This window comes from Bacillus sp. SIMBA_074, assembly GCF_046534555.1.
Lineage (GTDB): Bacteria > Bacillota > Bacilli > Bacillales > Bacillaceae_G > Bacillus_A > Bacillus_A mycoides.
Window position 1 is genome coordinate 1 of sequence record NZ_JAWRYM010000079.1, and the last position, 862, is coordinate 862.

Here is an 862-nt window from a genome sequence, read left to right on the forward strand (position 1 = left end):
CACATATATGTTAAGGTTGAGAAGGTTACCATATATGGAGGTGGATTATATGTTTCAAATTGGCGATAACATTGTTTATCCAATGCACGGAGCAGGTATAATTGAAGCCATAGAAGAAAAAGAATTCTCAGGAAAAAAACAACAGTATTATGTTATAAAAATGTCGATCAGTAATATGCAAGTCATGATTCCTATGGGGAAAATATTAAGTTCGAGTATACGCCCAGTTACTGATATACTTGCATTAAAACACATTATACAAATTTTTCAGCATGGAGAATCAGATAAATTATTGCCGTGGAAACAAAGGTATAAAGTGAACACGGACAAAATAAAAACGGGTGAAATACAAGAAGGTGCTGAAGTTGTACGTGATTTAATGCGTATGAAGAAAGAAAAGGCACTTAATACAAGCGAAAAAAAAATGTTGGATAACGCACATGAATTTTTGATTAGTGAACTAGGATTAATTAAAGGAATCACTGAAAATCAAATAAAAAGTTTCTGTTAAGATTCATTATAGATAATGTATTACATCCCCCGAAAATATCCTGAATTTTTCGGGAATATGATGATTATTAAAAGTAAATCATTTCAAAGACATTCAACTTCTTTAACTCACTTTTAGAGTAGGAACCTCTTTTGTTATTACTTCAATCTAATCCATTTTTATTTTTAAATTTCTTTTACGAACGTTCGAAGTTTCATCAAATAACTCGATTAAATAGTCACTTGATTTTGCAATCCTGATTCACACTGGCACGGACAAGGAGCCGTAAGGATGAAAGAGAGGTAGGGCTTTCATTGTTTTAGGTAATATACTATCTAAGTCATTATTTCTAGAAGAAAAAACAATCAATCT

At 31.3% G+C, this 862-nt stretch carries 1 protein-coding gene; it reads left to right on the forward strand.

From position 1 onward, the window contains the following. Nucleotides 1-49: 49 nt before the first annotated feature. A complete protein-coding gene (locus tag SB773_RS29860; protein ID WP_002166152.1) occupies nt 50-511 on the forward strand; it encodes a CarD family transcriptional regulator in 462 nt (153 codons plus the stop codon). The last annotated feature ends 351 nt before the right edge of the window (nt 512-862 follow it).

What these genes read in the sequence shown, in the direction of transcription:
- SB773_RS29860 (WP_002166152.1), top strand. Translation starts at nt 50, where the DNA reads ATGTTTCAAATTGGCGATAACATTGTTTATCCAATGCACGGAGCAGGT.